Origin of the sequence: Sphingomonas sp. Leaf23, assembly GCF_001421585.1 — a bacterium.
GTDB lineage: Bacteria > Pseudomonadota > Alphaproteobacteria > Sphingomonadales > Sphingomonadaceae > Sphingomonas.
On the sequence record NZ_LMKR01000002.1, the window covers coordinates 53,880 to 66,249 of the forward strand.

Below are 12,370 nucleotides of genomic sequence, written 5' to 3' on the forward strand. Positions count from 1 at the left end.
ATGGGATGCCGGCAATGACGACGCGCCCCCGCCCCCATGCGACGATTCCCGAACCCCGCCGGCGTGGCGGCGCGCGGCCCGTCGCCGAATTGCTGCCCGATATCGGCGGCGCGGCGTTCCGCAAGTTCGGTTTCGTGCAATCCGCCGTGGTCAGCCGCTGGGGTGAAATCGTCGGCGAACGCTTTGCCCGCGTGTCGGCCCCCGAATCGATCCGCTTTCCGCCGGGCAAGCGTGCCGATGGCACGCTGACGCTGATCGTATCGGGCGCGCATGGCACGATGATGCAGCATATCGCGCCGGAAATCGTCGAGCGGGTGAACCGTTTCTTCGGCTATGCCGCGGTCGCCCGGCTCCAGTTCCGCCATGGCGAGGTGCGGCCGCGCCGCGCGGTGCAGCCGCGCCGCGAACCGCCGCCGATCCCGGCCGACATGCACGAAAGCCTGCGCGACATCGCCGATCCGGAGCTGCGCGAGGTTCTCGCCGCGCTCGCCGGGGCAATCGCCGCGCCGCCCCCTCCCGCCATTCCGATCCTTGGCAAGGTCCGCTGATGCGTATCCTGATCCTTCTGTGTTCGTTCATCCTCGCGCTGTTCGGGATGCCCCCGGCCAAGGCGCAGGCCCCGGCAAGGGCCGCCACGGCCCGCAACTGGACCAACAGCGTCACGATGCTGCCGACCGGCGGCGTCGCGGTCGGCAACCCGATGGCGCGGGTGCAGCTGGTCGAATGGGCCAGCTATACCTGTTCGCACTGCGCCACCTTCGCCCGCGATGCGAAGCCGGAGCTGACCGCGCTGATCCGGTCGGGCCGGGTGCGGGTCGAATATCGCACGCTGCCGCGCGACGCGCTCGACCTGTCGGCCGTCCTGCTGGCGCGCTGTGGCGGGGCGAACCGGTTCGTGGCGGCGCACGACGCGATCTTTGCGCAGCAGGCGGCGATGCTCGACAAGGCCGAAGCCTTTGCCGCGACGCCGGCAGCGCAGCAGGCGACGCCGACGATCGGCAAGCGGTTGGAACAGCTCGCCGGTGCGACCGGCCTGCGCACCCTGTTGCGCGGTCACGGGCTGGACGATGCGAAGATCACCGCGTGCCTGAACGACGAAGCCGCGCAGAAGCGGGCGATCGCCATCGCCGAGGCGGCACAGGCGGCCAATATCGACGGCACGCCCAGCTTCGAGGTCAACGGCAAGAAGGTGGAGGCCCATGACTGGGCCACGCTCAAGCCGTTCCTGACCGCCTCCTGATCCCTGACAAGAGAGTTGATCCCATGCGTTTCGCACTCCCCCTGATCGCGCTTGCGGCCCTGTCGGCCTGTGGCGGTGGTGATTCCGGCACCGGCGCCAACGGCACCGCCGCCGCGCCGGTCGCCAATGTCGCGGCTCCGGCCGGCAAGAAGTGGACCGACATGGTCGCGGTCACGCCCGAGGGCGGCTATCGCATCGGCAACCCCGATGCGCCGGTGAAGCTGCTCGAATATGGCTCGCGCACCTGCCCGACCTGCGGTGCATTCGCGCGTGAAGGCAACGAACCGCTCATCAACAACTATGTCTCGACCGGCAAGGTGAGCTTCGAATTCCGCGACTTTGCGGTGCACGGTGCGCCCGATCTGGCGGCTGCGGTGCTTGGCCGTTGCAACGGGACGGCGACCTTCTTCCCGCTGCTCGAGGCGATGTATCAGAACCAGGCGGCGACGCTCGACCGGATGCAGGCGCTCCCGCAGGCCGAACAGGCGCGGTTGCAGTCGATCCCGCCGTTGCAGGCCGTCACCGGCTGGGCCGATGCCGCCGGCTTCGTCGATTTCGTGAAGCAGCGCGGCGTGCCCGAAGCCAAGGCGCGCCAGTGCCTCGCCGACCAGAAGCTGTTGCAGGAAGTCGTCAAGATCACCGAGGATGGCGGCGCGGCCGTCACCGGCACCCCGACTTTCATGATCAACGGCGAAAAGGTCGAGAACGCCGTCACCTGGGCGCAGATCGAAGCGGCCCTGAAGGGCGCTGGCGCCTGACCCCGTGGCCGCGGGGGATGACGCGGCCACACCGCCCACGCCGGGGCTGACGCTCCGGCGGCTGCGGCTGAGCGGGTTCAAGAGCTTCGTCGACCCCGCCGACCTGGTGATCGAGGCCGGGCTGACCGGGGTGGTCGGTCCCAATGGCTGCGGCAAGTCGAACCTGCTCGAAGCGTTGCGCTGGACCATGGGCGAGAACAGCGCGAAGTCGCTGCGCGGCGCGGGCATGGACGACGTGATCTTTGCCGGCACCGAAACCCGCCCGCAGCGCGACTTTGCCGAGGTCGCGATCCTAGCCGAGGATGCGGCGGGCGATGAGGTCGAGATTGTCCGCCGGATCGAACGCGGCGCCGGTTCCGCCTATCGCATCAATGGCCGCGATGTGCGCGCGAAGGACGTTTCGCTGCTGTTCGCCGATGCCGCGACGGGGGCACATTCGCCGGCACTGGTCAGCCAGAACCGGATCGGCGCGGTCATCGCCGCCCGTCCTGCCGAGCGCCGCGCGATGCTGGAGGATGCGGCGGGCATTTCCGGCCTGCACGTTCGCCGCCGCGATGCCGAATCGAAACTGCGCGCGACCGAGGCCAATCTCGACCGGCTGGGCGAGATGGCGCAGGAACAGGACGCGCGCGCCGCGGCCCTGCGGCGACAGGCGAAGGTCGCCGCGCGGTATCGCGAGCTGACCGACGCGATCCGCATCGCGGAGGGCCGCGCCATCTATGCCCGCTGGCGCGATGCCGCCACCGCCGCCGATACGGCCAAGGCCGAGGCGATGGCGGCCGAGGCACAGGTCGCCGATCACGGCGCGGCGCAGGCGGAAACCGTCGCCGAACAGGCGCAAGCGACCCAGGCGCTGGCGACCGCACGGGCGGCGGCGCAGGAGGTGCGCCAGCGGGCCGGTGACGCCGCCCATGCCCGCGACCGGTTGCAGGCACAGGCCCACGCCGCGACCCGGCGGCTGGCCGACCTGACGGCACAGGCGACGCGGCTGACCGACGATCGCGCGCGTGAAGGCGCGCTGGCGGGCGACGCGGCACATGCGGTCGCGCGGCTGACCGAGGAAACCGCCGCGCTGACCGCGACCATCGCGCAAGGCACCGTACGCCTGCCCGAACTCGACACCGCGCTGACGGAGGCGACCGCGGCGGCGGCGCTGGCGGATGCCGCCCATGGCGACGCGCTGGCGGCACAGGCGGCCGAGCTTGCCGAGGCGCGGGTCGCCGCCGCCGCGCAGGACGCCGCGCGCACCCGGCTGGACCGTGCCCGCCGCGACGAGGCGCGGGCGCTGGCCGAACAGGCGGCGCTGCCCGCGCTCGCACCGCTGACCGTAGAGCGCGCGGCGGCGGTCGACCGGCGGGCGGCGGCGATGGCTACCGCCGACGATGCCCGCACCGCCATCGCCCGTGCCGATACCGCCGAACGATCGGCGCAGGAAGCGCGGGGGCGGGCGCAGGCCGACCGCGCGACCGCCGCCGCCGAACTGGCCGCGCTGGACGGCGAAATCGCCGCGCTGGAGCGCGCTCTGCGGCGAACCGGTCGCGCGCGGGTCATCGATTCGGTCGTGGTCGAACCGGGGTTCGAGGCGGCACTGGCGGCGGCACTGGGCGACGATCTCGACGCCGGGATCGATCCCGCCGACGATCGATACTGGGATGCCGACGCCGCAGCTATCGACGGCCCGGCGATCCCGCACGGCATCGGCCGGCTGTCGGCGCAGGTGACCGCCCCCATGCTTGCCCGGCGGCTGGAACAGGTGCTGGTGGTCGAACGCGACGAGGGCACGACGCTGGCGGTCGGGCAGCGGCTGGTGACGCTGGACGGGGCGCTGCGCCGGTGGGACGGGCTGCGGGCCCAAGCCGGATCGGGCGCAGCGGCGGCGGAGCGGCTCGCCCGTACCAACCGGCTGCGGTTGCTGGGGCAGGAGCGCCCGGCGCTGCTCGCCCGCCGCGATGCCGCCGATTCGGCGCTGACCGCCGCCGATGCCGCGATCGCCGAGGCGCGCGGGACGCTGGCCACCGCCCGCCGCATGCTGGAACAGGCGGAAGCGCAGGCGCGCGAGGCGCTGCGGGCCGAGGATCGCGCTGCCGCCGCGATCGAACGGGCGCAGGCGCGTGCCGATGACGTCGCCGCCCGGCTGGAGCGGATCGGCAGCGACCGGATCGAGGCGCAGGACGATGCCGACCGGGCCGATGCCGCGCTGCGCCAGCTACCCGACCGCAGCGCCACCGCCGGACGGGTCGCCGCGCTGGCGACGGCGGCGGCGACCGCGCGCGCGGCGGTGGCCGATGCCCGTTCGGCACGCGCATCGCTCGACGCGGCATTGCGGCGCGACCGGGACCGGCTGGCGACCGCCAGCGGCGAGATCACCGCGTGGCAGACCCGCGCCGCCGATGCCGCCCGGCGCATCGCCGAGGTCGACGCGCGGATCGCCACCATCGCCGCCGACCGCGCGACGCTGACCGATCGCCCGGCCGCGCTGGCGGCGGAACTGGCCGGCGTGGACGCGATGCTCGGCACGCTGCGCCAGGCGACCACCGACGCGGCAATGCTGGAACAGGCTGCCGAAGCCCGGCTGCGTGCGGCCGAGCGTGCCGCCGGGACAATCGCCGAATCGCTCGCCGCCGCGCGCGAACGGCGTGCCGGGGCCGGTGCCCGGGCGGAGGCGCAGGAGCAGCGACGGCTGGAGATGGGGCGGCTGTCGGGCGAACGCTTCCAATGTCCCCCGCCGCTGCTGCCGCGTATCGGTTTCGTCGGGGCGGAGGTCGGCGATGCGGCGGCGGAAAGCACGGCGTACGACCGGCTGCTGGTGACACGGGACCAGATCGGCCCTATCAACCTGATTGCCGATACCGAACTGGCCGAACTGGAAGCGGCGCAGGGTGAGACGGCGGCGGAGCGCGCCGAGCTGGCCGAGGCGGTGCAGCGGCTGCGCGGGTCGATCGGCACGCTCAACCGCGAAGGGCGCGCGCGGCTGCTGGCGGCGTTCGCGGCGGTCGACACGCATTTCCGCCGGCTGTTCGGCGCGTTGTTCGACGGCGGGCAGGCGCAGCTGGAACTGGTCGATTCGGACGATCCGCTGGAGGCCGGCCTAGAAATCCTCGCCCAACCGCCGGGCAAGCGGCTGCAATCGCTGACCCTGTTGTCGGGTGGCGAACAGGCGCTGACCGCCGTCGCGCTGATCTTTGCGCTGTTCCTGACCAACCCGTCGCCGATCTGCGTTCTCGACGAAGTGGACGCGCCGCTGGACGATGCCAATATCGACCGCTTCTGCGACCTGCTCGACCGGATGGCGGCCGATACCGACACCCGCTACCTGATCGTCACCCACAATGCCGCGACGATGAGCCGGATGCACCGGCTGTTCGGCGTCACCATGGTCGAACGCGGGGTCAGCCGGCTGGTGTCGGTCGACCTGGGCGGGGCGACGACGCTGCTGGCGGCGGAATAGAGCGCCTGGCGCCTACTGCCCGGCCTTCACGATCGCCCGGAACTCCTCGCGCGTGATCCTGCCGTCCTTGTTCTGGTCCATGAGGGCAAAGGCGGTGGCGAGGCCGGCGGCGGCCTGCCCCTTTTGCGACGGGTCCTGCTTTGCCGCCTCGGCATCGATCTTCGCGCTCATCGCGTCGAATTCGGCCTTGCCGATCGCCCCATCCTTGTTCGTGTCGAACATCGCGAAGAACTCCGCCTCGTCATCGGCCGCCGGCTCCACGACCGGCGCGGGCGGCGTGGCCGGGGCAGGCGTCGGGGCGGTCTGCAATGCCAGGGCGAGGAGCGCGATCAACATCGGGTCAGCTTCTTTCGCAAAAGGGAAAAGGCACGACACGATTGCATCGGGCAACACCCGGCGCAAGCGCGTGTCCTTGCGCCCGGCGTCCGCGTCGCCTAACCGCGCGCCAAACCATTCCAGCGAAGGAGCCTGCCCATGGCCGAGTCCATCAACCGCGTCGTGCTTGCCTATTCGGGCGGCCTCGACACCAGCGTCATCCTGAAATGGCTGCAGCAGGAATATAATTGCGAAGTCGTGACCTTCACCGCCGATCTGGGCCAGGGCGAGGAGCTGGAGCCGGCGCGCAAGAAGGCCGAGCTGATGGGCATCAAGCCCGAGCATATCTTCATCGACGACCTGCGCGAGGAGTTCGTCCGCGACTTCGTGTTCCCGATGATGCGGTCGAACGCGCTGTACGAGGGGCTGTACCTGCTCGGCACCTCGATCGCGCGGCCGCTGATCGCCAAGCGCCAGATCGAGATCGCGCGTCAGGTGAATGCCGATGCCGTCAGCCACGGCGCAACCGGCAAGGGTAACGACCAGGTCCGCTTCGAACTCGGCTATTACGCGCTGCAGCCCGATATCAAGGTCATTGCGCCGTGGCGCGAATGGGACCTGACCAGCCGCACCGCGCTGATCGCGTTCGCCGAACAGCACCAGATTCCTGTGCCCAAGGACAAGCGCGGCGAATCGCCGTTTTCGACCGATGCGAACCTGCTTCATACCTCGTCCGAGGGAAAGGTGCTGGAGGACCCGTGGGAGGAAGTGCCCGAGTACGTCTTCTCGCGCACCGTCAGCCCGGAGGAAGCACCCGACGCGCCGCAGATCGTCACCGTCGCGTTCGAACGCGGTGATGCGGTGGCAGTCGATGGCGAGGGGATGTCGCCCGCCACGCTGCTCGCCAAGCTGAACGAGCTGGGCCGCGCGCACGGCATCGGCCGGCTCGATCTGGTCGAGAACCGCTTCGTCGGCATGAAGTCGCGCGGGATGTACGAAACGCCCGGCGGCACGATCCTGCACGCCGCGCACCGCGCGATCGAACAGATGACGCTGGACCGCGGTGCCGCGCACCTGAAGGACGAATTGGCCCCGCGCTATGCCGAGCTGGTCTATAACGGCTTCTGGTTCTCGCCGGAGCGCGAGATGCTGCAGGCCGCGATCGACCACAGCCAGCACAAGGTGTCGGGCGAAGTCCGCCTGAAGCTGTACAAGGGGGGGGTCCATGTCATCGGCCGCCGTTCGCCCAATTCGCTCTATAGCGAAAAGGTCGTGACGTTCGAGGACGATCAGGGTGCCTATGACCAGCGCGACGCGGCGGGCTTCATCAAGCTGAACGCCCTGCGCCTGCGCCTGCTGGGCCGGCGGGATCGCTGATCGTCTGATCCGGCAGCGCCGGATCAGGGCGGCACCCGCCCGCTCCCCCACCCCGCCACCCAGCTAGGATACGCTGTGGGTGGAGGGGTGGGGGAGCGGGCCGGTGCCGCATCCACGCTAGTGGATCAAACCAAAGTGCGCAGGCCCTGCGGCTGGTCGAGCAGCGCGGCGAAGAACGATGTCGCGCCGATCTGTACGCCCAGGCAACCGAGCAGCATCGACGGGATCGTCAGCCGCATCAGCTCGCCCGGCACCAGCGCGCCGAACCCGGCCTGCGCCCAGAGCCACGTCGAGGCGACGCCACCGGCCAGCCCGGCCAGCAGCGCCAGCCCACCGGCGATGCAGCCGCGCTCCACGGTGAACCAACCGCGCAACCGGCGCATCGCCCCGCTTTCGGGCCACATCCCGCTGCGAATGCCGAACAGCCGCGCCAGCACCGCGAGGCAGACCATCTGCGCGCCGATCAGCGCCGCCATCGTCGCAAAGATCATGGTGTGCGGCCCGAACTCGACCGCGCCGATGCTGGCGTCGCCGGTCGCCAGCACCCCGGTCACGCCCGCCCCCGCCAGCAGCAGCGCCACGCCGGGATAGAAGAACAGGAAACGCGGCGCATAGAGCAGCAGGAAGCGCAGATGCCGCCACCCGTCACGCCACGTGCGCAGGTGCGGCGGGCGCGAGCGGCCATCGGGGGCCAGCGTCGTCGGCACCTCGGCAATCGCCAGCCGGGCGATGGATGCCTTCACCACCATCTCGCTGGCGAATTCCATCCCCGGCGAGGTCAGCCCCAATGCCAACGCCCGGTCGCGGCGGAAGGCACGCAACCCGCAATGGAAATCGCCGACCGGCACATCGAAGAATGCGCGGCCGAGCAGGCTCAAGACCGGATTGCCGAGGAAGCGATGCAGCACCGGCATGGCACCGGGCGCAATGCCGCCCTGGAAACGATTGCCCATCACCAGGTCGGCACCATCCCGCAGCCGTTCGACGAACGGCATCAGGCTGCCGAAATCATAGCTGTCATCGGCATCGCCCATCGCGACGAATCGCCCGCGCGCCGCCGCGATGCCGCCGGCCAGCGCCGCGCCATAGCCCCGCACCGGGATTGCCACGATCCGGGCGCCCATCGCATTGGCGATCTGTTGCGATCCGTCGGTCGACCCGTTGTCGGCGATCAGGACCTCGCCCGCGATGCCATGCGTGTCGAGAAACGCCTTCGCCTTCTTGATACAGACCGCCAGCGTCTCCGCTTCGTTCAGGCACGGCATGACGATCGACAGCTCGATCTCGGCGGGGGGAGCGATGGCTTCACCGGAAATCGGCAGGCGGACGGCGGACATCGGTTGCTCCAGCGGCGGGATCGTCCGGCGATGGTGCGGGCAAAACGACGAAGACTCGGTTAACGCTATACCCGAAATTAAGCATGTTGCGGCGACATGCCCGTCCATGACCGCTGATCCTGCCCCGATGCCGCGCCGCTTTTGGTCGGTCCCATTGCTCGCGCTGGGCCTCGTCCTGCTGCTGACGATGGCGTGGACGATCAAGGAGTGGGCGGCGCTGCGCCATCTGCGCCTGCCCGACAATGACGACATGATGCGGCTGGCCGAGGTTCGCGACTGGATCGGGGGGCAGGCGTTCAACGACCTGATGCAGCATCGGCTGGGGCCGCCGGGTGGCGCGTCGATGCACTGGTCGCGACTGGCCGATATGGTGCCCGCCGCGATCATCCTGGCGCTGACGCCGCTGGTCGGCACCCATGGCGCAGAGGTCGCGATGGTGATCGCGTGGCCGGCGCTGCTGTTCTTCTGCTATCTACTGCTCGCCGCGCGCATCGCCGGCCGGCTGCATGGCCCCAGCGCGCGACCGATCGCGGTCATCCTCGCCGCGCTCGCCTTTCCGACGATCAGCCTGTTCATCCCCGGCCGGATCGACCACCACGCGTTGCAGATCGTGCTGATGCTGGCGCTGGTCGACGGCCTGCTGCGCACACCGTCGCGCGCCACCGGCGCGGTGATGGGGCTGGTCGTTGCCGCCAGCCTTGCCATCGGCCTCGAATCGGCACCCGAACTGGTGGCGGTGATGGCGGCGCTCGGCTGGCTGTGGCTGACCGGCGACGCGCGTGAGGATGGCCGGGCGCTGGGCTTCGGCATCGCGCTGGCGGGGGCGACCGGCCTGATGCTGACGTTCATGCACCCCTATGTCTGGCCGCGCGAATGGTGTGACGGCTTTACCCCCGCCTCGACCAGCGCGACGCTGGCGCTGGCAGCCGGGTGGAGCGTGCTGGGGCTGGCCGGCTCCCGCCTGCGCGGGGTGGGGCCGCGCCTTGCCGTCGCCGCGCTGGTCGGGTGCGTCGTCGCGTGGTCGGTGTCGCGGACGTCGATGGTGTGCCTGGCCGGCCCGTATGACGCGCTCACCCCGTTCCTGAAGCGGGTGTGGATGAGCAATGTCAGCGAGGCGCGCGGGCTGTTCGTCGGACAGGACACGCTGGGCACCATCGTTGCCTACGGCACCCTGTCGCTGATCGGCAGCGCGCTGGCCGTGGTGCAGGCGATACGCGGCGGATGGCGTGCGCGCGACGCCATCGCCTTTGCGATCGTGCTGGCGATCAGCGCGGTCGCCGCGATCCTGCAGATTCGCGTGACCTACATCCTCGCCGGACTCGCCGCGATCCCGTTCGCCATCGGCATCGCCGCGACGCGCGGCGCGCCGGACCAGATGCCCCGCCGCCTGCTGCTGTGGCTGCTGGGCGCCGGCGTCACCTATCTCGCCGTGTCGAAACAGATGGACGCGGTGCTGGCGCAGCCGGTGATGGTCGTGCGGGAGAATGTCGGACGCTGCACCACGGCCGACCAATTCGTCGCGATCGCCCGCCAGCCGCGCGGGCTGGTCGTCGCGCCGATCGATCTCGGCTCCTACCTGATCGGCATGACGCCGCACCGCGTGTGGGCGGCGGGCTATCACCGCAACAATCGCGGCAACATGGCGGCCTATCGCTTCTTCCTCGCCCCGCCCGATCGCGCCGCCGCGTTCGCCCGCCGGTCGGGCGTCGATTATGTCGCGCTATGCCCTGATATCATGCACGAAAGCGAACTCGCGCCCTATCGCCCCGGCAGTCTGGTCGAAGCGTTGCAGGCCGGGCGCGTGCCCGCCTGGCTGGAACCGATCCCGCTCCCCGGATCGATGCTGTTCTTCAAAGTGCGCGGACGCTTGCCCGAAGGCCCTTCCCCCCTCTAAAAGCGGCCGATGCAGGGGGACAGGCTCAACTGGTGGCAGACGCGGTGGTTCGTCGCGCTGATGGCGGTATTGGCGGCGGTGCCGCTGCTATGGCCCGATATTCCGCCGATGGTCGACCTGCCCGGTCATATGGGCCGCTACCGGGTCCAGCAATTGTGGGACACCGGACAGGCGCCTTGGTTCCACGACTGGTATAATTTCGACTGGAGCCTGATCGGCAATCTGGGCGTCGACCTGCTGGTCTGGCTGCTCGAACCGCTGATCGGCCTCGAACCCGCGGTCAAGCTCATCATCCTGACCATCCCGGCGCTCACCGCCGTCGGGCTGCTGTGGATCGCGCGCGAGGTGCATGGCCGCATCCCGGCGACCGCGCTGTTCGCGCTGCCGATCGTCTACAGCTTTCCGTTCCATTTCGGCTTCGCCAATTTCCTGCTGTCGATGGCGCTCGCGCTCAACGCCTTTGCGCTGTGGCTGCGGCTGGGGCGGCAGGGGCGGCTGGTGCTGCGCGGGGTGGTGTTCGTGCCCATCGCCGGACTGATCTGGCTGACGCATACCTTCGGTTGGGGGACGCTGGGCGTGCTCGCCGCCTCGGCCGAGCTGATCCGCGAACATGACAAGCGTCGCAACTGGTTCGCCGCCGCCTTCCACGCCGGGCTCCACTGCCTCGTCCTCGCGCCCCCTGCGCTGCTCATGCTGTTGTGGCGTTCGGGCGGCCATGTCGGCGGGCAGACCGCCGACTGGTTCAACTGGCGCGCGAAGATGCAGTGGATGACGATGACGCTGCGCGACCGCTGGCAGCTCTACGACCTCGCCTCGGTCGCGGTCTTCTACCTCGTGCTGTTCAAGGGGTTGCGCGATCCCAACATCGGCTATTCGCGCAATCTGGGCCTGTCGGCGCTGTTCCTGATCGCGGTCTATGTCCTGCTGCCGCGCATCGTTTTCGGCTCGGCCTATGCCGATATGCGGCTGGTGCCGTATCTGTTCGGGATCAGCCTGATCGCGCTCAGGCCCAAACCCGGCCTGTCGATCCGTCATGCCGGGGTATTGGCAGGGATCGCGCTGGCGATCTTCGTCGGGCGGATGGGGGCGACGACGGCCAGCTTCTGGCTGTACGACCGCGATTACGACCGCGAACTGGCCGCATTGGACCATGTGCCGGTCGGCGCACGGCTGGTGACCTTCGTGGGTGAGACCTGCTACAACGAATGGCGCATGACCCGGCTGCAGCATCTGCCCGGCATGGCGCTCACCCGGCGGCTGGCCTATGCCAACGACCAATGGTCGATGGCCGGCGGACAGCTGCTGACGGTGAAGTACAAGGAAGCGCGCGGGTTCTCGCACGATCCGTCCGAACTGGTCACCGACGTCAAATGCCCGCGCGAATATTGGCGGCCGATCGCCGGCGCGCTGTACAAATTCCCGCGCGATGCGTTCGACTACGTATGGCTGATCCGCCCGCCCAAATATGACCGGCGGCTGGAACAGGGGCTGATCCCGCTGTGGCGCAATGGTCGCTCCGCGCTGTTCCGCATCGACCATAATGTGCCGCCGCCCGTGCTGACATGGAGCGATCTGGGCAATCGTCCGTTCGCCAAACCCCGCCGCCGCCCATCGCGACAGATGGCGGCCAACGAACCGCTGAGGAAAAACTGATGGACCTGCTGAACAACGCCCTGAAGCTGGCCGGCCAATTCGACCTGCCCGCCATCGCCGACAAGGCGGGGATCTCGCAGGAACAGGTACAGACCGTGCTCGGCCTGCTGATGAAGTTCGCCGGCCATGCCGATCCCGCACAGGAAGCCGCCGACCATAGCGGCGTATCGCGCCACCAGATCGAGGCGATCCTGTCCGAAGTCGGCGGTCCCGATGCGCTGGGCCAGTTCGCGCAGTTGCTGGGGCTCGACGTCAATCCCGGTGCGCTGGGCGGGATCGGCGACATGCTGCCGGGCGGCCTGGGCGGATTGATGGGCAAGAAATAAGGCTGGCCGCACAGGGTGTCGT

At 69.8% G+C, this 12,370-nt stretch carries 10 protein-coding genes; 8 read left to right on the forward strand and 2 right to left on the reverse strand.

From position 1 onward, the window contains the following. Positions 1 to 14: 14 nt before the first annotated feature. From ASE67_RS04050 to ASE67_RS04065, 4 genes are read left to right on the forward strand one after another with little or no spacing between them, the layout of a single operon-like run. Positions 15 to 548 (forward strand): DUF721 domain-containing protein, encoded by a 534-nt coding sequence (locus tag ASE67_RS04050; RefSeq protein ID WP_235511794.1) that lies wholly within the window; start codon positions 15 to 17, stop codon positions 546 to 548. After that, positions 548 to 1,240: a DsbA family protein gene (locus ASE67_RS04055; protein WP_055757102.1), complete on the forward strand. Its 693-nt coding sequence runs from the start codon at positions 548 to 550 to the stop codon at positions 1,238 to 1,240. Before ASE67_RS04050 ends, ASE67_RS04055 begins: the two co-directional genes overlap by 1 nt. 23 nt (positions 1,241 to 1,263) lie before the next feature. Next, the gene (locus ASE67_RS04060) at positions 1,264 to 1,998 is read left to right on the forward strand and encodes a thioredoxin domain-containing protein (RefSeq protein WP_055757104.1); all 735 of its coding nucleotides are present in this window, start codon (positions 1,264 to 1,266) and stop codon (positions 1,996 to 1,998) included. A gap of 46 nt (positions 1,999 to 2,044) precedes the next feature. After that, complete coding sequence (locus tag ASE67_RS04065; RefSeq protein WP_055759079.1) at positions 2,045 to 5,446, forward strand: chromosome segregation SMC family protein; 3,402 nt, start codon at positions 2,045 to 2,047, stop codon at positions 5,444 to 5,446. A 12-nt stretch (positions 5,447 to 5,458) separates the two neighbouring features. Here ASE67_RS04065 and ASE67_RS04070 read toward each other — a convergent pair whose 3' ends face one another. After that, on the reverse strand, positions 5,459 to 5,782 hold the full coding sequence (locus ASE67_RS04070) for an EF-hand domain-containing protein (protein WP_055757106.1): 324 nt from the start codon (positions 5,780 to 5,782) through the stop codon (positions 5,459 to 5,461). A gap of 138 nt (positions 5,783 to 5,920) precedes the next feature. Here ASE67_RS04070 and ASE67_RS04075 point away from each other — a divergent pair, with 138 nt between their 5' ends. Continuing rightward, positions 5,921 to 7,138 (forward strand): argininosuccinate synthase, encoded by a 1,218-nt coding sequence (locus tag ASE67_RS04075; protein ID WP_055757108.1) that lies wholly within the window; start codon positions 5,921 to 5,923, stop codon positions 7,136 to 7,138. Between the two features lie 125 nt (positions 7,139 to 7,263). Here ASE67_RS04075 and ASE67_RS04080 read toward each other — a convergent pair whose 3' ends face one another. Beyond that, complete coding sequence (locus ASE67_RS04080; RefSeq protein WP_055757109.1) at positions 7,264 to 8,475, reverse strand: glycosyltransferase family 2 protein; 1,212 nt, start codon at positions 8,473 to 8,475, stop codon at positions 7,264 to 7,266. A gap of 106 nt (positions 8,476 to 8,581) precedes the next feature. Between ASE67_RS04080 and ASE67_RS04085 the strand changes: the two genes are divergently transcribed. Genes ASE67_RS04085 through ASE67_RS04095 form a run of 3 tightly spaced genes read left to right on the forward strand, consistent with a single transcriptional unit; the run spans position 8,582 to position 12,348 of the window. Further along, positions 8,582 to 10,369: a hypothetical protein gene (locus ASE67_RS04085; RefSeq protein ID WP_156348518.1), complete on the forward strand. Its 1,788-nt coding sequence runs from the start codon at positions 8,582 to 8,584 to the stop codon at positions 10,367 to 10,369. A gap of 9 nt (positions 10,370 to 10,378) precedes the next feature. Next, positions 10,379 to 12,022 carry a hypothetical protein gene (locus tag ASE67_RS04090; RefSeq protein ID WP_055757113.1) on the forward strand — a complete coding sequence of 548 codons (1,644 nt, stop codon included), beginning with the start codon at positions 10,379 to 10,381 and terminating at the stop codon, positions 12,020 to 12,022. After that, complete coding sequence (locus ASE67_RS04095) at positions 12,022 to 12,348, forward strand: hypothetical protein (protein WP_055757115.1); 327 nt, start codon at positions 12,022 to 12,024, stop codon at positions 12,346 to 12,348. Before ASE67_RS04090 ends, ASE67_RS04095 begins: the two co-directional genes overlap by 1 nt. The last annotated feature ends 22 nt before the right edge of the window (positions 12,349 to 12,370 follow it).

Coding starts and splice junctions, on each gene's coding strand:
- ASE67_RS04060 (WP_055757104.1), top strand. CDS start 1,264: ATGCGTTTCGCACTCCCCCTGATCGCGCTTGCGGCCCTGTCGGCCTGT.
- ASE67_RS04095 (WP_055757115.1), top strand. CDS start 12,022: ATGGACCTGCTGAACAACGCCCTGAAGCTGGCCGGCCAATTCGACCTG.
- ASE67_RS04085 (WP_156348518.1), top strand. CDS start 8,582: ATGACCGCTGATCCTGCCCCGATGCCGCGCCGCTTTTGGTCGGTCCCA.
- ASE67_RS04090 (WP_055757113.1), top strand. CDS start 10,379: ATGCAGGGGGACAGGCTCAACTGGTGGCAGACGCGGTGGTTCGTCGCG.
- ASE67_RS04055 (WP_055757102.1), top strand. CDS start 548: ATGCGTATCCTGATCCTTCTGTGTTCGTTCATCCTCGCGCTGTTCGGG.
- ASE67_RS04075 (WP_055757108.1), top strand. CDS start 5,921: ATGGCCGAGTCCATCAACCGCGTCGTGCTTGCCTATTCGGGCGGCCTC.
- ASE67_RS04080 (WP_055757109.1), bottom strand. CDS start 8,475: ATGTCCGCCGTCCGCCTGCCGATTTCCGGTGAAGCCATCGCTCCCCCC.
- ASE67_RS04070 (WP_055757106.1), bottom strand. CDS start 5,782: ATGTTGATCGCGCTCCTCGCCCTGGCATTGCAGACCGCCCCGACGCCT.
- ASE67_RS04050 (WP_235511794.1), top strand. CDS start 15: ATGACGACGCGCCCCCGCCCCCATGCGACGATTCCCGAACCCCGCCGG.